A 17153-nucleotide genomic window follows, 5' to 3' on the forward strand; every position below is an offset into this window, starting at 1 on the left:
TCAACATCAAACAGATTCAGCATCAAGAAGATGGGATGAGGGGCTCCGCCCCTCCCCCATCTCTGCAACACTTGCATTCCTGTACCGCTGTACCTCCCTGTTCCACCCCCCCCCGTTTCCCCGTTCTGCCGCCTCCCTATATATGAGCACCCATATATGGGCAGAGCACAGAAGAGACAGAAAAAGGAGGGCGCCTCCTCACGGGGACGCCCTCCTCACTCAAGCTACAGTCCGCAGCTCGCGAGCTTCAAAACTCTAGTTCGCGGTAGCACGACGACGAGAAACATCGTACAGAGTAATGCCCACAGCCATCGCCGCGTTCAAAGACTCCATCGCAGAATCAATCGGAATCGACACAATCTGATCGCAGTTCTCAGTCACCAGGCGGGACAGGCCCTTACCCTCAGAACCAACCACCACGCACAGCGGCTCATTCGCAAGCTCCAGAGCCGGCAGCTCAATATCGCCACCGCCATCCAGACCAATCACGAAAATACCCTGCTCCTTAGCCTGCTGAATCACGCGAGTCAGATTAGTCGCCATCGCAACAGGAATACGAGCAGCCGCACCAGCACTAGTCTTCCACGCACCAGCAGTCACAGCAGCCGAACGACGCTCAGGAATAATCACGCCATCACCGCTAAACGCGGACACGCTACGAATAATCGCACCCAGGTTACGCGGATCAGTAATACCGTCCAACGCAACAAACAGCGGCGGAGTCGACAGCTTACCCGAGTGCCAACGCTCCATAGTATCCAGCACCAGGTCAGTCGCATCCGGGTACTTGTACGGCGGAATCTGCATCGCAACACCCTGATGCACAGCACCATCAGTCAAACGATCCAGCTCGCTACGCGGAATCTCCAGCATCGGAATATTGCGCTTATTCGCAATAGTCATGATCTCGCGAACGCGGTCATCAACCTCAACACGGCTCATGATGTACAAATGCTTCGAGGGAATCTCAGTACGCAGAGCCTCAAGCACCGCATTACGACCAGTCACCAGCTCATCGCTAGCACGCTTACCGCCCAGACGAGTCTGGAACTTACGGTTCGTACCGGTTGCAGCACGGCGCTCAGCCGCGCGCTTCATCTTATACGCCTTGTGATAAACGCGGTCCTCAGCCTTCGGAGTAGGGCCCTTACCCTCAAGCGCCTTACGGCCGTGACCACCAGTGCCCTTAGTAGCACCCTTCTTCTTGCTGGTAGCGCCCGGGCGCGAACCTGCCTTAGCCATTCTTCTCTTCCTTCGTCAAAGTAATGAATACGAGTCTACGCGAGAGAAACCCGCCCGACCTAAGCCTTACGCACAAACGCGGGGCACATCACCCTCTAGCCAACGCTCCAGCTCGAACCATTCGCGCCGTCCTTCACCTGCACACCAGCAGACGCCAACAAGTCGCGCATCGCATCAGCCTTCGCCCAATCCTTCTGGGCACGCGCATCCGCACGCTCCGCCAACACAGCCTGAATCAGGGAGTCCAAAGCCTCATGCTCAGCGCCCGACGTGCCCTCAGCATTAAAGCTCATCAGCTGAGCCAGACCCAGAACCTCAGCCATAGCCATCACAGCATTCGCCGCCTCCGAAGCATCCTCACCAGTAGCAAGCGCGGCATTACCCGCACGAGTCTGCTCATGCAGAACCGCCAGGGCACGCGGAATGTTCACGTCATCATCCATAGCCTCAGCAAAAGCCTGCGGAACCTCACGACCCGGCTTCAGCAAATCCTGAGTAGCAGCAAGGAACGCCTCAACACGCTCAATAGCGGTTGCCGCCTCCTGCAGAGACGACGGGCGGTAATCCAGCACCGAACGATAATGCGCGCTACCGAGGTAATAGCGAACCACCAGCGGGCGCGCCATCTCAAGCATCTGCGCCGGCGAAATCGTATTACCGATAGACTTCGACATCTTCTCACCCTCATAGGTGACCATGCCGTTGTGCATCCAGAAGTTCGCGAAATCATCACCGGCTGCAGTCGACTGCGCCAGCTCATTCTCATGGTGCGGGAAACGCAAATCCAGGCCACCACCATGAATATCAAAACGCGAACCCAGGTACTTACCCGCCATCGCCGAGCACTCCAAGTGCCAGCCCGGACGGCCGCGACCCCACGGAGACTCCCACGAAGCAGTCAGCGGCTCGCCCTCCTTATAACCCTTCCACAGGGCAAAATCGCGAGGGTCACGCTTACCGCGCGGATCAGCATCCGCAGAATCCTGCATATCCTCAACGCTCTGATTCGTCAGCGCACCGTACTTATCCCACGAACGCACATCAAAATACACGTCACCAGAATCATCCAACGCCGGGTACGCGTGACCGCGATCAATCAGACGCTGAATCAAAGCAAACATCTCCGGAATATGACCGGTCGCGCGCGGCTCATACGTCGGCGGATCAATACCCAACGCCGCATACGCCTGAGCAAAAACCTTCTCAAAACGGTACGCGAGCGCCCACCACTGCTCATTCGGGAACTCACCCTCAAAACCGGGCTCCATAGAATCAGCAGACTTCGCCAAAATCTTGTCATCAATATCAGTGACATTGCGGACCGTCGTCACCTTCAAGCCGCGGTAACGCATCCAACGGCTCAACTGGTCAAACACCAGCGCCGAACGGATATGGCCCAGGTGCGGTTCACCCTGCACCGTAGCGCCGCAATAGTAGATACGCGCCTCACCGGGCACGACGGGCTCAAACTCGCGAATAGTCGCGGAAGCAGAATCATAAAAACGCATAGTCACACTCTCATTCTACGGGGTCGGTTCAGACACCGGGTCGGTAAATCAGCGATAGGTTACAGAATGGCTCAAAGCAACCAAACACCTACGAACGCGGATACACCAGCGCCGTCGCAATAGCAGCCACGCCCTCACCGCGGCCCGTCAAACCCAAACCATCAGTAGTCGTCGCAATCACCGTCACCGGGGCACCCGCCGCCTCGCTCAGCACGCGGTTCGCCTCCTCACGGCGCGGAGAGAACTTCGGGCGATTACCCACCAGCTGAACGCTCACATTACCAATCTCAAAACCAGCCGCACGCACAATCGCCGCAGCCTCAGAAAGAATACGAACACCCGAAGCACCCTTCATATCCGGGCGATCCACACCGAAATTAGAGCCCAAATCCCCCGTGCCGGAGGCGGCAAAAAGAGCATCCGCGGCAGCATGAGCCACCACATCACCATCAGAATGGCCGCTCAAACCACGCTCACCCGGCCAATGCAGACCAGCAACATACAGAGGAGTGCCCTCCTCACCAAAAGCGTGGACATCAACACCGGTACCAACACGAGGAATAACAGTCATCACAGGACCCTTCAATCGATCAAACATCTTCTCAGCAACAGTGCCTCGGCACAAGAGGCGTTAGGTGGCAATCTTAGGCAGCCAGCTTAGGAAGCAGAATCGCCAAACAGCGCGCGAGCAACCCGCAAATCCATCGGAGTCGTCACCTTAAACGCATCCGCATCACCGGCAACCGTCAACACCGGCTCACCCGCCGCCTCCATCGCCATCGCATCATCAGTGAGCAGCTCAGCCTCCTCAGCAGGCAGAGAACGGCTACGCTCATGCGCCGCCAACAAGGCAGCCACCTCAAAACCCTGAGGAGTCTGCACCGCACGCATCTGCGCACGCGAAGGAGTACCCGTCACCACACCAGCAGAATCCACGGTCTTCACCGTATCCACCACCGGCAACACAGGAATCACCGCACGCACAACACCCTGCGGGCTCTCAGAACCCAGGCCCTCAAGCACACGGTGATACACCTGCGGCGGAGTAAAAGCACGGGCGCAATCATGAATCAGCACATAATCCACCGGAACCTGCGCATCCTTCAAAGCATCCAACGCCGCAACCACCGAAGCAGTACGCGTATCACCACCGGCAGTAATCAACGCACCGGCACGGCGGGCATTCTCCAAAAGCTCCGGGCAACTCACCGAACAATCAGCAGGAACAGTCACCACCACATGCTCAGCAACACCCGAAGCGAGCGCACCCTCCAACGCATAATCCAGCAAAGTACGACCGTGCACACGCACAGCAGCCTTCGGAATCGGCTCACCCAGACGAGTACCCGAACCAGCCGCCAAAACAATCACAGCAGTATTCGCCGCAGAAGCAGAAGTCATCAGTCTCAAGCCCGCTTACGCCTCGAACTTATAGCCCAAGCCGCGAACCGTCACCACATACTGCGGGGCAGAAGAATCCGGCTCAATCTTCGAACGCAGACGCTTAATATGCACGTCCAGGGTCTTCGTATCACCCACATAGTCGGCGCCCCAAACGCGCTCAATCAGCTGGCCACGAGTCATCACACGACCCACATTGCGCAGCAGAATCTCCAGGAGCTCAAACTCCTTCAGCGGCATAGAAATCTCTTCACCATTAACCGTCACCACGTGGCGGTCAATGTCCATACGCACCGGGCCGCCCTGCAGCACCGACTCAGTAGCAGAATCAGTCTCCGCCGAACGACGACGCAACACCGCACGGATACGAGCAATCAACTCACGCGCAGAATACGGCTTCGTCACATAGTCATCAGCGCCCAGCTCCAGACCCAGAACCTTATCCAGCTCAGAATCCTTAGCGGTCAGCATGATAATCGGGACCGACGACACCTCACGCAGCTTACGGCACACCTCCATGCCGGACATGCCCGGAAGCATCACATCCAGCAGCACCAAATCCGCGCCCTCGCGGTCAAACACCGGCAGAGCATCCAGACCGTTGTCCACAACAATCGTCTGGAAACCCTCACGACCCAGCAAAAACGCAAGGGGATCCGAGAGGGCCTCTTCGTCCTCAACAATCAGAATTTTAGACATCAATAACTTCCTTCGATTCCATAAAACCTATACCGCTAACACTACACTGCGACCGGAGGCTCATTCAGCGGCAACGCCAACGTAAACGTCGAACCCTCCTGCGGCATCGACCGAACCGTCACGCTACCACCGTGCTGAGTCATCACATGCTTCACAATGCTCAAACCCAAACCAGTGCCGCCCGTCTGACGCGAACGAGCCGGATCAACCCGGTAAAAACGCTCAAAAATACGCTTCTGCTCGTCCTCCGGAATACCCACGCCCTGATCAGCAACCTCAACCAGCAGCTGATCCGCCACACGGTGCACCCAAATATCCACCTTTGTATGCTCCGGCGAATAACGCACCGCGTTCTCCACCAGGTTCTGCACAGCAATACCGAGCAGCTCGGCATCACCGTACACCTCGGGGACCTCCTCGATGCGGGTAGAAATCTGAATATCCTTCTCCTCCGCCACAATATGCGAACGATCCACCGCATCAGCCACCAAAGAAGGCACCGACACCGGACCACCACGCGCAATCACATCGGTCGACTGCAGACGCGAAAGCTCAATAATGTCACGCACCAACGCAGACAGGCGGCGAGTCTCCTTATGCAGACGACCCACAAAATACTCAATCGCCTCCGGGTCATCACTCGCCTGCTCAATAGCCTCAGCCAACAGACTCACCGCACCCACCGGAGTCTTCAACTCATGCGACACATTCGCCACAAAGTCATTACGCATACGCTGAACACGAGAAATCTCAGTGCGGTCATCAGCGAGCACCAGAATGTACTCGTCTCCCAGCGAAGCAACACGCACATCCAAGACCAGCGCCTCACCCTCGCCGCGGTCAATCTCAAAAGTACGCTCCGCAAAAATACCGCGATGACGCACCGTGCGAATCATATCCGCCAACTCATCAGAGGCCACCGTATGACCGCGTACCAGGCCCATCGCATACGCACCCGGAGAAGCCTGAACCACGCCGCCCACCTCATCAATCACCAGATAGGCGCGACCAATCACGGCAAGCACCTGAGCGGCACCATCACGCAGCGCCGGCGCCGACACCAAGCTACGCTCCTGCTCCCGCTCACTACGCGCCACCGCGTTCATGCTCAGGACGCCCACCAGCAGACCTATCATGCCCGCAATAAAGGCGATCAGACCGGCATCCATGTACTTCCCTTCCATTCGGGTACCCCATAAGTATAAATGTGGCCGATACCCAGCACTCAGGCGAACGCCCCTCTTCTCAAGCAGGCCCCCCGTTCTCAGGCAGGCCCCCGTGCAGAAACCCTGCAGGTGCCTTTACCATACAGAGAACGCAATGAGCCGCCCACCTCAACGGTGGACGGCTCATCACAGTGACAGGGGCGAAACCCTGCCGGAGGTATTACTTACCCTGGTTTGCTACGGCAGCGATAGCGTCCTTAGCAGCCTCGGGGTCCAGGTACTCGCCGGGCTTGACGGGCTGGAAGTTCTCATCCAGCTCGTAGTACAGCGGAATACCGGTGGGGATGTTCAGGCCAGCAATGTCCTCATCGGAAATACCCTCGAGGTGCTTGACCAGCGAACGCAGGGAGTTACCGTGTGCAGCAACCAGAACGGTCTTGCCTGCTGCGAGGTCGGGCTTGATGTCCGACTCCCAGTAGGGAAGCATACGGCCCAGAACGTCCTTCAGGCACTCGGTGCGAGGAGCGTTCTCAACATCCGCGTAGCGGGGGTCGTTTGCCTGCGAGTAGGGGTCGTTGTCATCCAGCGGGGGCGGCGGAACGTCGTAGGAACGACGCCACGTCATGAACTTCTCGTCGCCGTATTCCTCGCGAATCTCGGACTTATTCTTACCCTGCAGAGCACCGTAGTGACGCTCGTTCAGACGCCAGGTGCGCTTGACGGGAATCCACAGGCGGTCTGCTGCATCCAGTGCAAGGTTTGCGGTGTTGATTGCGCGACGCTGCAGGGAGGTGTGAACAACATCGGGGAGGATGTTGCGCTCTGCCAGCAGCTCGCCGCCGCGCTTAGCCTCAGCGCGACCCTTATCGGTCAGGTTAACGTCCACCCAACCGGTGAACAGGTTCTTTTCATTCCACTCGGACTGGCCGTGGCGCAGGAGTACTAGTTTGTAAGTCATACCTCTATTTTTTCATTTACCCGCCGGTTTGTCATGCCTCAAGGCCTAGAAAATATGCATTCTCCCAAAAATTTATAAGGGTCTTTATTACCAGAACGAAAGGCTCAAAAACCCCGCCAGAAAAGGGCAAAGCCCCGCACACCACCCGAGCAGGACAAACCCGTCAGGCAGCGCACGAGGCTTCACCATCTATCGCACAAAGCGAGCGCACAAGCTAACGCTAGAAACGGCGGCGACCAACCGAAGGCCACACACCAGCCAGGAACACGCAGCTAATCACAGCAGCCACCAGCTGAAGAATCAGCACAGTATTACCGCCACCAGTCAGCGCAGCAAAAACACTAAACAGCGACACCGCAGCAGAACCACCGGTCAAAGCCAGCCACGTGTTCTTCGGGCGCTTACCGGCAAAATCGTACGCGTTCGCCGGAGACATCCACGCACGCACAAAAGCCAGCACACCAACCGCAGCACCAGCGATAGCCAGCAGTGTATCAACAAAAATGGTCACATACCCGACCAGCAGAATAGGAGACATAGTATTCCTTAGAATCAGCAGCTTCTCTAGACAACCCTAGCAAAGCGCTTAGCGGACGACCTTAAAGGCCTCAACCAAGTCATTGTAAAGGTCATCCACGTTCTCAATACCCACCGACAGGCGCAGCAGAGACTCCGGAATCGAATCCGGCTCGTTACCGTGGCGACGACGACGCTCCACCAGCGACTCCACGCCGCCCAGGGAGGTTGCCGGGGTCCACAGCTTCAACGCCTCCACGACGTTACGGGCGCCCTGAGCGTCCGTATCAAGAGTGACGCACAGAATCGCGCCGAAACCGTCCATCTGTTTCTTCGCAATCTCATGACCGCGATGGCTTTCCAAACCCGGGTAACGCACCTCAGCCACGAAGGGGTGCTCGCTCAGACGCTCCGCAAGAACCTGCGCATTCTGCACCGCACGCTCCACGCGCAGTGCCAGGGTGCGCAGACCACGCAGGCCAAGCCACGCCTCCACCGGGCCGGGGATTGCGCCATTGGTGATACGGTGGTGCAGCATCGCCTTGTACAGCTCCTCGTTCGAGGTCAGAGCCATACCCAGCAGAACATCAGAGTGGCCCGCGAGGAACTTCGTAGCGGAGTGAACCACTACGTCTGCACCCAAATCCAGGGGACGCTGCAGAATCGGGGTTGCGAAGGTGTTATCCACCGCGGTCACAATACCCAAGCGGCGAGCAGCAGAAAGCAGGGCAGGCAGGTCAGCAACCTCAAGCATCGGGTTCGTGGGGCTCTCCAGCCACGCCAGAACCTTCGGTGCCGAGTAGTTCACGTTCTCCGGGGTCACGCCGGTGCGCGATGCGGCATCCTCCATAGCGGCGATAACGCTCTCGGTGTCTTCAATATCCACGCGAACGAGCTCAATGATGCCGCGGCGTTCCAAATCCTTGCACAGGGTCACCGACGCCATGTATGCGTGCTTCGGAATCAGCACGATAGAACCAACCGGCACCAAGTCGATGACAGCAGCGACAGCAGCCATACCGGAGGGGAACAGCAGACCGGGCTGGGTTGCGTTCTCCAGCTTCGCGACAACCTCTTCCATGCCCTCCCAGGTGGGGTTCGAGAAGCGAGCGTACACGCGGTCCTGCTCAATATTGACGGCGTCCACACCGCGGTAGGTGGAAGAAAGAACAATCGGAGGGTTCACCGGCGCGTCATGCTCGTGTGCCGGGCGGCCACCAGAGACGACGAAGGTCTCTGCGGAGTAATTCATGTCGTGGTTATCTGCACTCATGTATTTAAGCCTGGCACACCCACGCCCAGAACGCACGCCCGCACAGGTGACGGCACACAGGATTTACATGTTTTTTACCTTGATACGCGCTCAATGCCACGCGGAGGTATCACCAAACCCGCACCCGTGTAGCTAAGAGACCCGGTACCCTTAAGGGTGATGGATACTCTCAGCTACACCCCCGATGCACAGAATCTTCCCGCCGACCCAACCGGTCGCCGCGGGCTTTTTATCGTGGTCGAAGGAGGCGACGGCGCCGGCAAAACCACCCAGCTCGCCCGGCTGAATGACGCGCTCAGCGCCCGCGGATACCGTGTCATCACCACCCGCGAACCCGGCGGCACCGAGATTGGCGAGAAGCTGCGTGCCCTCGTCCTGGAAGCAGGTCAGGGCACCATTGACGACCGCACCGAGGCACTGATTTTTGCGGCGTCCCGCGCGGCTCACGCCTCCCAGCTGATTCGCCCCGCGCTCGCTGAGGGCGCCATCGTGCTCAGTGACCGCTATATTGATTCCTCCGCTGCGTACCAGGGTGTCGGCCGTGATTTGGGTGTTGAAACCATCGTCAATTTGAGCCGCTGGGCTACCGCCGACCTAGTTCCCGACGCGACCCTGTTACTGAGTGTGCCGCTGAGCGCCGAGCAGGAGCGCATGGACCAGCGCGGCACCGTCGACCGCATTGAGGCTGAAGGCGCGGCGTTCAAGGCACGCATTCACGCAGCGTTCGAGCAGATCGCCCGCGAGGACGCTAACGGTTCGCACCGCATCATTGATGGTGTGGGCACGATTGATGAGGTACACGCCCGCGTGCTTGAGGTGATTGAGCCTCTGCTTACCGCCCGCGAACTGGTCCGCACCGGCAAGGAGGACTCATGAGCCTCTGGGATACCCTGCTGATTCCTGCCGATAAGCTCCAGCAGCTACGCACGGATGCCGCCGCCGACCGCCCCACGCACGCTTGGCTTTTCACGGGTGCGACCGGTGCACCGCACCGTGAGGCTGCAAAAATTTTCGCTGCCGCACTGCTGTGCGAGCAGCCTGACCCGCAGAACCGCGGGTGCGGTCAGTGCAAGGGCTGCGTGACCGTCATGAACGGTTCGCACGCGGATTTTACGCACTTTAGTACCGAGGCGACGCACATCAGCATCGATGAGGCGCGCGAGCTGGTCATGAAGGCTCAGGACCGCCCGACCGTGGGTCGCTGGCGCGTGATTCTGGTCGAGGACACCGAGCGCATGCCGGAGCGTACCTCCAATGTGTTGTTGAAGGCGGTTGAGGAGCCGCCGCCGCATACGATTTGGTTGTTGACGGCGCCCTCCCCCACCGATGTGCTGGTGACGATTCGTTCGCGTTGCCGCCCGGTACAGTTGCCGGTTCCTACCGATGCGCAGGTGCACGAGTACTTGCTGGCGCACGGTGTGGCGGATCCTTTGGCGCAGCGTGCGGCGCGTCTGGCTATGGGTGATGCGCAGGAGGGGTACCGTCTGGCGACCGACGAGTGGGCGATGGCTCGTCGGGAATTGATTACCTCCCTGATTCTGAATGTTCGTTCTATTTCTTCGGCTTTCAATGCTGCAGAAAAGCTCACCGACCTTGCCGACCAGGACGCACAGGCCGTCTCCGCTCTCAAGGATGAACAGGAACGCCAGGAGCTTCTGGCGCTACTGGGTATCCGCGAGGGTGAGCGTGTTTCGCCGTCCTTGCGAGCGCAGGTTCGCCGCCTGGAGGAGCAGCAGAAGCGCCGCGCTAAGCGCGTTTCATCCGATACGCTATTGCGTTCCGTGGCGCAGGTTCAGACGGTCCTACGTGATGCATTGACGGTGGCTCTGTCAGCTCAGGCTCCGCTGGTCAATGAGCATTTGCGTGAGCCTCTGGAGGCGTTCTGCACCCGCCGTTCCGCCCAGCAGCTACTGGAGGATGTGCAGGCGGTCGAGCTGACCCTGCGTCGCCTGCGGACGAACGCGAATGCGCGCCTGGCGCTTGAGGCGTTGATGAGCCGCTTCGTGTATCAGTAGCTTCTTAGTAGCTCATACAGCCAAAGGGGAGGCACCGAAGAGATGATCTTCGGTGCCTCCCCTTTTTCTGTTGGTTCTCAGCGCACCTAGGGCTTAGTTACGGAAGCGAGCTTAGTTGCGGAAACCGTGAACCGGCGACGGAATACGACCGCAGCGGGCGATGAACGCCTCCGCGCTGGGGGTGCGGGTGGGCATAACGGGTGCGCGACCGAGCAGGCCACCGAATTCGACCATGTCGCCTACGCCCAGGCCGACCGCCGGGATGACGCGGACCGCGGTGGTCTTGTGGTTCATCACGCCGATTGCTGCCTCGTCGGCAATCATTGCGGCAAGGGTGGCGGCGGGGGTGTCGCCGGGAACCGCGACCATGTCCAGGCCGACGGAGCAGATGGCGGTCATTGCTTCGAGCTTGTCTAAGGTGATGTGTCCGGCTGCTGCGGATTCAATCATGCCGATATCCTCAGAGATCGGAATGAAGGAGCCGGAGAGGCCACCGACGTTCGAGCATGCCATGAGGCCGCCCTTCTTCACCGCATCGTTGAGCAGCGCGAGTGCCGCAACGGTGCCGTGGGTACCGACGGTTTCCAGACCCATCTCTTCGAGGATGTGCGCGACCGAGTCGCCAATCTCTGCGGTGGGCGCCAGGGAGAGGTCAATAATGTTGAAGGGTACGCCCAGACGCTCGGAGGCGAGGGTGCCGACCAGCTGACCGACGCGGGTAATCTTGAAGGCTGCTTTCTTGATTTCTTCGGCGCAGGTGTCGAAGGATTCTCCGCGGACCTTCTGCAGGGCGCGGTGTACCACGCCGGGGCCGGAGACACCCACGGAGATGGTGGTGTCTGCCTCCTGCACGCCGTGGAATGCGCCAGCCATGAAGGGGTTGTCGCTGACTGCGTTGGCGAAGACGACGAGCTTGGCGCAGCCGAAGCCGTGTGCGTCCGCGGTCAGGTCTGCGGTGGCGCGGATGGTTTCACCCATGAGCTTGACGGCACTCATGTTAATGCCGGCGCGGGAGGATCCGATGTCTACGGAGGAGCAGACCACGTCGGTTTCTGCGAGCGCTCGCGGGATGGAGCGGATTAGCTTTTCGTCGGCGGGGGTCATGCCCTTGTCGACGAGGGCGCTGAAGCCACCGACGAAGTTCACGCCGACTGCCTTAGCTGCCGCGTCGAGGGTGCGGGCGAATTCTACGTAGTCCTCGTCGCCGGAGGCGCCTGCCACCAGTGCGATGGGGGTGACGGCGATGCGCTTGTTGACGATCGGGATGCCGAGTTCAGTTTCGATACCTTCGCAGACGCTGACGAGGTTTGCGGCGCGGCTGGTGATCTTGTCGTAGATTTTGCGGCGGGCTACTTCGCCGTCGGAGTCGGCGCAGTCGAGCAGGGAGATGCCCATGGTGACGGTGCGAATGTCGAGCTTCTGCTCCTCGATCATTCGGATGGTTTCTAGAATGTTGGTGTTGCGCATCAGTGGAGCCCTAGATGGCGTGCATTGCCTTGAAGATGGATTCTGCCTGGATGCGAATCTGCACCTTCTGTTCGTGTTCGACGCCGATCATGGCTTCCTGCAGATCGATGAGGTTCTGCTGCTTTTCGTCGAAGGAACAGTGCATGATCATGGTGAAGTACTCGCCCATGATGGTCTGGGAGACGTCGAGAACGTTGACCTTGCGCTCGGCGAGGGTTGCGGTCACGGCGGCGATGATGCCTTCGTGGTCGATGCCTGTGACGGTGAGAATAATCTTCACGGTGTTCTCCTAGTGGTTTGGGGTTGCGCCCCTAAGGAAAAGGTGCATAAAAGCGCACGCATACGCATATTTATAAGACCAATTATAGGTTACTCAGAACACATTCTGTAGAGTCAACAGCAGGGTCAACATAAAAAGCCCCTCCCACCGCACATCGAGAGAATAAAAAATCCACGTCCCCTCACCTTATTTAAAGGTAAGAAAGAACGTGGATTCTTTATGAGCATCGCTAACGGGGCATTCTCTTTTGATTGCTCCAATAAAATAATCTGTCTGGATTTGAGCGTCTAGAGACATTTCCCAGACGTAACGCCTAGATGTAAGACCTAACAGGTAAGGCCTAGACGTAAGAAGCGATGTACAGCTCACCGCTACCGCTCAGGGTTGCCGCCGAGGGCTCGCCCACATGCAGTACCGACTCGGTGGCACCCAGTACGAATTCCTCGGTGCCGTTGCCGTCTGCTGCGTGAATGGTGATTTCGCCGGATACGCTCAGTGCGGCACTAATGCCCTCGAAGGTGTATTCCTGCGGCTTGCCCTCTTCAACGCGGATGCGGGTCACGCTCATGCGTTCATCCCACATGGCGTAGGTACCCACGGGCGCATTCTCGGGGGTGGGACGCTGAATAACCGGGGCGTCCTGGCTTTCACCCAGAACCTTAATGAGCTCCTCAGTATCGATGTGCTTTGCGGTCAGACCGGCACGCATCACGTTATCGGAGGGGTTCATCAGCTCGATAGCGGTACCGGAGACGTAGGCATGCACCTGACCATCGGGGGTGAAGGCGGATTCGCCCGGTGCCAGGTGCACCAGGTTCATGACGAAGGCGACGAGCAGACCGCGGTCGCCGGGGTACTTGCCGGCAACGATCTGCACGAGCTCAGCGGCGTCAGCAATGACAGGGTTGTTGGAGCCGGTCAGCTGTGCTGCCGCCTCGACAAGCTGCTCAACAGCCGCGGTGGCGGTCTCTTCGGGCATGCGAATAATCTCGGTCAGCAGCTGCTTGGGGGTAAGCTCCACACGCTCTGCCAGCCAGTCGGCCTTGAACGCCTCGGCAAGCTCTGCCAACTGCGCAGAGGTGCGCACACCGGTGAGCACGCGCATCTGGGTCAGCGCGATGACGGTTTCAGGCTTGGAGTAGCGGTCCTTGTAGTTGCGGTGCGGCGCGTCAATCGCGATGCCGCGTGCCTGCTCATCCTCGAAGCCGGCAATAGCCTGCTCGGGGGTGGGGTGCACCTGAATCGACAGGGGCGCATCAATCGCAAGGATCTTAAAGAGGAAGGGGAACCAATCGGAGGTACGGTCCGGGCGCAGGAAGCGGGAGGGGTTCTCCACAATCAGCTCATTGAGCGGGGACTCGGTACCATCAACGGTTGCACGGGAGGGCGCAGCCGGATGCGCGCCAACCCACACCTCAGCCTCGGGCTGTTCGGTGGGCACGGGCACGCCGCGCATGCGTCCAAGAATTTCGCGGGAACCCCACGCATAATTCTGAATCTGGTTTTTTAGGGAAAAAATCTCACCCATGGGGGGAAATACCTCTCGACGTGAGTTGTTTGAAGTAAGTGACGTGATAAAAAACCCATACATTCAGCGGAATTTATAAGGTTTTACCTGCCCATTATAGAGGCTAGTTACACTTCTTTACCGCTAAAATAAAAGGCGTGACTACTATTAATCTACATGACTCATTCAAAGCGTACGACGTGCGTGGCATCGTCGGCGAGACCATTACCGCAGAGACTGTTCGCGCAACTGGCGCGGCTTTCGTAGACGTTCTGGGCCTGGAGGGCCAGACCATTCTGGTCGGTGGCGACATGCGCCCCTCCTCCCCCGAATTCATGGATGCATTCGCCCAGGGTGCAACCGCTCGCGGTGCAAATGTTGAGAAGATCGGTCTGATCTCCACTGACGTTCTGTACTTCGCATGTGGCGTTGAGAACGCTGCCGGTGTTACCTTCACCGCTAGCCACAACCCCGCAGAGTACAACGGCATGAAGATGGCTAAGGCTGGCGCTGTTCCGCTGTCCTCCGAGTCCGGTCTGTTCGATATCCGTGACCTGGCTCAGAAGTACCTGGACGCCGGCGAGATTCCTTCGGTCGAGAAGGTCGGCACCGTTTCTGAGAAGGACATCCTCAAGCCCTACGCAGAGTACCTGCGCAAGCTGGTGGACCTGTCTTCCATCCGCCCCCTGAAGGTTGTTGTTGACGCTGGTAACGGCATGGGTGGTATGACCACTCCCGCTGTTCTGGGCGACACCATCCTGCCGGGCCTGCCCCTGGAAATCGTTCCCCTGTACTTCGAGCTGGACGGTACCTTCCCGAACCACCCGGCTAACCCGCTGGAGCCGGCTAACCTGGTTGACCTGCAGAAGGCTGTTGTTGAGCACGGTGCTGACATTGGTCTGGCATTTGACGGTGACGCTGACCGTTGCTTCGTCATCGATGAGAAGGGTGAACCCGTCACTCCTTCGGCTGTGACCGCTCTGGTTGCTGAGCGCGAGATTGCTCGCGCGAAGGCAGAGGGTAACGAAGAGCCCGTCATCATCTACAACCTGATCACCTCGAAGGCTGTTCCTGAGCTGGTTGAGAAGCTGGGCGGCCGCGCAGTGAAGACCCGCGTGGGCCACTCCTTCATCAAGGCTGTTATGGCTAAGGAGAACGGCGTTTTCGGTGGCGAGCACTCCGCTCACTACTACTTCAAGGACTTCTTCAACGCCGATACCGGTATGCTGGCCGCTATGCACGTGCTGGCAGCCCTGGGCGGCGGCGACGAGCCCCTCTCCGAGATCAGCGCAAAGTACTCCCCGTACGTTGCCTCCGGCGAGATTAACTCCGAGATTGAAGACAAGGCAGCCGCAGTGGACCGCGTGCGTGCACACTACGCTAACGCTCCCGTGGTTGTTGAGGACTCCGACGGCACTACCTTCACCAACACCGAAGAGGGTTGGTGGGTTAACCTGCGTCCTTCGAACACTGAGCCTTTCCTGCGCCTGAACCTTGAGGCACCGGATGTTGCGACCATGGAGCGCGTCCGCGATGAGGTTCTGGCTCTGGTTCGCCAGGGCTAAGCACTAGCTAGCTACTAAAAATCCCGCCCGCAGATTACTTCTGCGGGCGGGATCTTTTTCTTAAGTTCTAAACCCGGCTAGGTTCTTCTGCCTAAGAGCAAAGAACCTAGCCGGGTTTAAGAAACCTAGCGGACGAGCCGGCTTACGGGGTTTTTACGCCTCGCGTGCCTGGTCGTGGAGCATCCACTGGTCGGGGCCGAAGATCTCGTAGTTGATGTTCTTGCCGGGAACGCCTGCCTCCACCAGTGCGGAGCGTACGCCCTGCATGAAGGGCAGCGGGCCGCAGAGGTAAACATTAGCGTTGGCGGGAACATCCAGCTTGGATACGTCGACGCGGCCGGTGAAGTCGCCACCTTCGCCCTCGATGAAGGATACGAGGCGTGCGTTGGGCAGCTTGCCGACGAGCTCGGTGAGCTCTTCGCGCAGGGGCCAGGTGTCCAGGGTGCGGTCTGCGTGGACCACGGTCACAGGGCGCTCGGAGCCCTTCTCAGCCAGCTCGGAGAGGAAGCTGAGCATGGGGGTGGTGCCGATGCCTGCGGAGAAGAGGTACAGGGGCGCCTCAGGGTCGCCAAAGCCATCCAGAGTCAGGTCACCGTAGGGGTTGGAGATTTCGACGACTGCGCCGACTTCCAGCTCGTGCAGGATGGAGGTCATCTCGCCGTTGGGGTCGAGCTTCACAGCGATGCGGCGCTGGTTCTTTTCGCTGGGCAGCAGGGTGTACTGGCGTGCCTGGCGCAGGCCGTCACGTGCGGGAACGACGATGGAGATGTACTGGCCACCCTTGGACTCGGTCATGGGGGTCTCGTCGGCGGGCTCGAAGGTCAGAACTACGACGTTCTCACCGGTCTCCTTGCGGTCAACGAGCTTGAAGGGTGCGAACATGACGTCGTTTGCCTGGGAAGCATACAGGCCCTTCTCCAGCTTGATGAGGGCGTTGCCCATGAGCCAGTAGACCTCGGTCCATGCCTCAACAATTTCGGGGGTAGCCAGGTCGCCCAGGTTAGCGGCGATTGCCTCGAAGAGGTACTTGTAGACGGTGGGGTACTCTTCTTCCTTCAGGCCCAGGGATGCGTGCTTGTGTGCAACGCGGGAGAGGACCTCGTCCGGGTAGGAGTCCGGGTGCTCGACAATGTAGGAAGCGAATACTGCGATGGAGCCAGCCAGTGCGCGAGGCTGAGTGCCTTCAAGCTGGGAGGAGCGGGAGAACATGCCGTCCATCAGGTCGGGGCGGGCGGCGAACATTCGACGGTAGAAGTCGGGGGTGATGTCGTTAATGCGCTCAGCAATAATGGGCAGCGTTGCCTCAATAATGGGGCGGGACTTCTCGGAGAGCATCGGTGTGTGCCTTCTTCCTGTGTGGTCACCTCGGTCATTGTGGCGAGGCCCCTCAATATCAGTATTGCGGGGCATTCACTCAGACAGCTTAGTTGGTGACAGAGTGTTTATAAAGCACCCTTACCGTAGCATTTTGCGGGGTGTTTGCGCTGAGTGCAGGTCACTTTCTGCGGGATATTGAGGGGGCTAGGTGAGACTTATGGTTCAGCTTGACTCAAAGA

The 17153-nt window shown here is 58.8% G+C and carries 16 protein-coding genes; 3 read left to right on the plus strand and 13 right to left on the minus strand.

The features are described 5' to 3' along the window. Positions 1 to 255: 255 nt before the first annotated feature. From rlmB to ACP3RB_RS06975, 9 genes are all read right to left on the minus strand, one after another. Positions 256 to 1242 carry a 23S rRNA (guanosine(2251)-2'-O)-methyltransferase RlmB gene (gene rlmB, locus ACP3RB_RS06935; protein WP_304191327.1) on the minus strand — a complete coding sequence of 329 codons (987 nt, stop codon included), beginning with the start codon at positions 1240 to 1242 and terminating at the stop codon, positions 256 to 258. A gap of 95 nt (positions 1243 to 1337) precedes the next feature. Further along, positions 1338 to 2756, minus strand: coding sequence for a cysteine--tRNA ligase (cysS, locus tag ACP3RB_RS06940; protein WP_426698879.1), 1419 nt, complete (start codon positions 2754 to 2756; stop codon positions 1338 to 1340). Positions 2757 to 2838: 82 nt separating this feature from the next. After that, positions 2839 to 3321 (minus strand): 2-C-methyl-D-erythritol 2,4-cyclodiphosphate synthase, encoded by a 483-nt coding sequence (gene ispF / locus ACP3RB_RS06945; RefSeq protein WP_426698880.1) that lies wholly within the window; start codon positions 3319 to 3321, stop codon positions 2839 to 2841. Between the two features lie 86 nt (positions 3322 to 3407). Continuing rightward, positions 3408 to 4151 (minus strand): 2-C-methyl-D-erythritol 4-phosphate cytidylyltransferase, encoded by a 744-nt coding sequence (gene ispD, locus ACP3RB_RS06950; protein WP_426698881.1) that lies wholly within the window; start codon positions 4149 to 4151, stop codon positions 3408 to 3410. A 15-nt stretch (positions 4152 to 4166) separates the two neighbouring features. Continuing rightward, the gene (locus ACP3RB_RS06955) at positions 4167 to 4850 is read right to left on the minus strand and encodes a response regulator transcription factor (protein ID WP_005507150.1); all 684 of its coding nucleotides are present in this window, start codon (positions 4848 to 4850) and stop codon (positions 4167 to 4169) included. A gap of 41 nt (positions 4851 to 4891) precedes the next feature. Then, positions 4892 to 6034, minus strand: coding sequence for a sensor histidine kinase (locus ACP3RB_RS06960; RefSeq protein WP_311446785.1), 1143 nt, complete (start codon positions 6032 to 6034; stop codon positions 4892 to 4894). A gap of 202 nt (positions 6035 to 6236) precedes the next feature. Continuing rightward, positions 6237 to 6974, minus strand: a complete 738-nt coding sequence (locus ACP3RB_RS06965) for a phosphoglyceromutase (protein WP_049357741.1) — start codon at positions 6972 to 6974, stop codon at positions 6237 to 6239. Positions 6975 to 7194: 220 nt separating this feature from the next. Then, positions 7195 to 7512 carry a DUF2516 family protein gene (locus tag ACP3RB_RS06970; protein WP_060823926.1) on the minus strand — a complete coding sequence of 106 codons (318 nt, stop codon included), beginning with the start codon at positions 7510 to 7512 and terminating at the stop codon, positions 7195 to 7197. Positions 7513 to 7560: 48 nt separating this feature from the next. Then, a complete protein-coding gene (locus tag ACP3RB_RS06975; RefSeq protein WP_426698882.1) occupies positions 7561 to 8763 on the minus strand; it encodes a trans-sulfuration enzyme family protein in 1203 nt (400 codons plus the stop codon). A gap of 159 nt (positions 8764 to 8922) precedes the next feature. Here ACP3RB_RS06975 and tmk point away from each other — a divergent pair, with 159 nt between their 5' ends. Together tmk and ACP3RB_RS06985 are read left to right on the plus strand one after the other, a co-directional pair. Further along, complete coding sequence (gene tmk / locus ACP3RB_RS06980) at positions 8923 to 9639, plus strand: dTMP kinase (RefSeq protein ID WP_426698883.1); 717 nt, start codon at positions 8923 to 8925, stop codon at positions 9637 to 9639. Then, positions 9636 to 10778 (plus strand): DNA polymerase III subunit delta', encoded by a 1143-nt coding sequence (locus ACP3RB_RS06985; protein WP_426698884.1) that lies wholly within the window; start codon positions 9636 to 9638, stop codon positions 10776 to 10778. The genes tmk and ACP3RB_RS06985 overlap by 4 nt, the downstream gene beginning before the upstream one ends. A gap of 111 nt (positions 10779 to 10889) precedes the next feature. Here ACP3RB_RS06985 and ACP3RB_RS06990 read toward each other — a convergent pair whose 3' ends face one another. From ACP3RB_RS06990 to manA, 3 genes are all read right to left on the minus strand, one after another. Next, positions 10890 to 12245: a PFL family protein gene (locus ACP3RB_RS06990; protein ID WP_426698885.1), complete on the minus strand. Its 1356-nt coding sequence runs from the start codon at positions 12243 to 12245 to the stop codon at positions 10890 to 10892. Positions 12246 to 12255: 10 nt separating this feature from the next. Next, the gene (locus ACP3RB_RS06995) at positions 12256 to 12525 is read right to left on the minus strand and encodes an ACT domain-containing protein (RefSeq protein WP_294631696.1); all 270 of its coding nucleotides are present in this window, start codon (positions 12523 to 12525) and stop codon (positions 12256 to 12258) included. 340 nt (positions 12526 to 12865) lie between these two features. Next, positions 12866 to 14053, minus strand: coding sequence for a mannose-6-phosphate isomerase, class I (manA, locus tag ACP3RB_RS07000; protein WP_426698886.1), 1188 nt, complete (start codon positions 14051 to 14053; stop codon positions 12866 to 12868). Between the two features lie 137 nt (positions 14054 to 14190). Between manA and ACP3RB_RS07005 the strand changes: the two genes are divergently transcribed. Continuing rightward, on the plus strand, positions 14191 to 15597 hold the full coding sequence (locus tag ACP3RB_RS07005) for a phosphomannomutase/phosphoglucomutase (RefSeq protein WP_294645256.1): 1407 nt from the start codon (positions 14191 to 14193) through the stop codon (positions 15595 to 15597). Positions 15598 to 15750: 153 nt separating this feature from the next. Here the strand turns inward: ACP3RB_RS07005 and ACP3RB_RS07010 are convergent, their stop codons facing one another. After that, entirely contained in the window at positions 15751 to 16932 is a 1182-nt protein-coding gene (locus ACP3RB_RS07010) for an FAD-binding oxidoreductase (protein WP_426698887.1), read from the minus strand. Positions 16933 to 17153 lie beyond the last annotated feature (221 nt).

It is taken from the genome of Rothia mucilaginosa, from assembly GCF_049990865.1.
GTDB lineage: Bacteria > Actinomycetota > Actinomycetes > Actinomycetales > Micrococcaceae > Rothia > Rothia mucilaginosa_I.

Excerpts from the sequence above, each read along its gene's own strand:
- ACP3RB_RS06990 (WP_426698885.1), bottom strand. The coding sequence starts at position 12,245 with ATGCGCAACACCAACATTCTAGAAACCATCCGAATGATCGAGGAGCAG.
- ACP3RB_RS06965 (WP_049357741.1), bottom strand. The coding sequence starts at position 6,974 with ATGACTTACAAACTAGTACTCCTGCGCCACGGCCAGTCCGAGTGGAAT.
- tmk (WP_426698883.1), top strand. The coding sequence starts at position 8,923 with ATGGATACTCTCAGCTACACCCCCGATGCACAGAATCTTCCCGCCGAC.
- ACP3RB_RS06970 (WP_060823926.1), bottom strand. The coding sequence starts at position 7,512 with ATGTCTCCTATTCTGCTGGTCGGGTATGTGACCATTTTTGTTGATACA.
- ispD (WP_426698881.1), bottom strand. The coding sequence starts at position 4,151 with ATGACTTCTGCTTCTGCGGCGAATACTGCTGTGATTGTTTTGGCGGCT.
- ACP3RB_RS06955 (WP_005507150.1), bottom strand. The coding sequence starts at position 4,850 with ATGTCTAAAATTCTGATTGTTGAGGACGAAGAGGCCCTCTCGGATCCC.
- ACP3RB_RS06975 (WP_426698882.1), bottom strand. The coding sequence starts at position 8,763 with ATGAGTGCAGATAACCACGACATGAATTACTCCGCAGAGACCTTCGTC.
- manA (WP_426698886.1), bottom strand. The coding sequence starts at position 14,053 with ATGGGTGAGATTTTTTCCCTAAAAAACCAGATTCAGAATTATGCGTGG.
- rlmB (WP_304191327.1), bottom strand. The coding sequence starts at position 1,242 with ATGGCTAAGGCAGGTTCGCGCCCGGGCGCTACCAGCAAGAAGAAGGGT.
- ACP3RB_RS06960 (WP_311446785.1), bottom strand. The coding sequence starts at position 6,034 with ATGGAAGGGAAGTACATGGATGCCGGTCTGATCGCCTTTATTGCGGGC.
- ACP3RB_RS07010 (WP_426698887.1), bottom strand. The coding sequence starts at position 16,932 with ATGCTCTCCGAGAAGTCCCGCCCCATTATTGAGGCAACGCTGCCCATT.
- ispF (WP_426698880.1), bottom strand. The coding sequence starts at position 3,321 with ATGACTGTTATTCCTCGTGTTGGTACCGGTGTTGATGTCCACGCTTTT.
- ACP3RB_RS06985 (WP_426698884.1), top strand. The coding sequence starts at position 9,636 with ATGAGCCTCTGGGATACCCTGCTGATTCCTGCCGATAAGCTCCAGCAG.